The organism is Tsukamurella sputi (assembly GCF_007858445.1).
Taxonomy (GTDB): Bacteria; Actinomycetota; Actinomycetes; order Mycobacteriales; family Mycobacteriaceae; genus Tsukamurella; species Tsukamurella sputi.
This window is the reverse complement of record NZ_VIGV01000236.1, coordinates 1-511: the sequence shown is the minus strand read 5'-3', so window position 1 is coordinate 511 and position 511 is coordinate 1. Positions and strand designations below refer to the sequence as shown.

1 protein-coding gene is annotated in these 511 nt (G+C 68.5%); it reads right to left on the bottom strand.

The window, feature by feature from the left end; genetic code table 11:
• Positions 1 to 511: cutinase family protein (locus tag FK268_RS23960; RefSeq protein WP_146437925.1), on the bottom strand; the 511-nt coding region annotated here is incomplete at both ends.

Below are 511 nucleotides of genomic sequence, written 5' to 3'. Positions count from 1 at the left end.
GTGACCTTGGACTTTCCTTCCAGGATCATGTCCAGGGCGCCTTTGACCGCATGCGCACCCTGCGAGTAGCCCACGAACGCGAACTTCGTGCTGGGGCAGCGGGTCACGCGGGCATTCGCCCATTCGATGGCCTTGTTCCCGGCGCCCTGGACGGAGTCCGCGTAGCTGGCGGTCTGCCCCGGAGTGGAAGGGCCGGCGCCGCCGAACGACGCCGAGTAGGGAACGTACTTCCGATCGACGAGCGACCCGGCCGTGCGCTTGAGAGGCTTCATGACCTCCGCGAGGAACCCGGTATCGAGGTCCGCCGGCGCGTTCGGCGACGACTGCCCCGTGCCCTGGATGCCGTAGACGGTCAGCGGAGTGCACGGCTCAGCAGCCAGTGCCGTGCCCGCGCCGAGAAGCCCGACCGGGGCGATCGTCACCGTCACGGCCATGAGAACGGCCGCGGAACGGCTCAGCCACCACTGCCCGCTGGTCGAATTGCCCAGCGAACCAGTGCTCTTGCGACGCC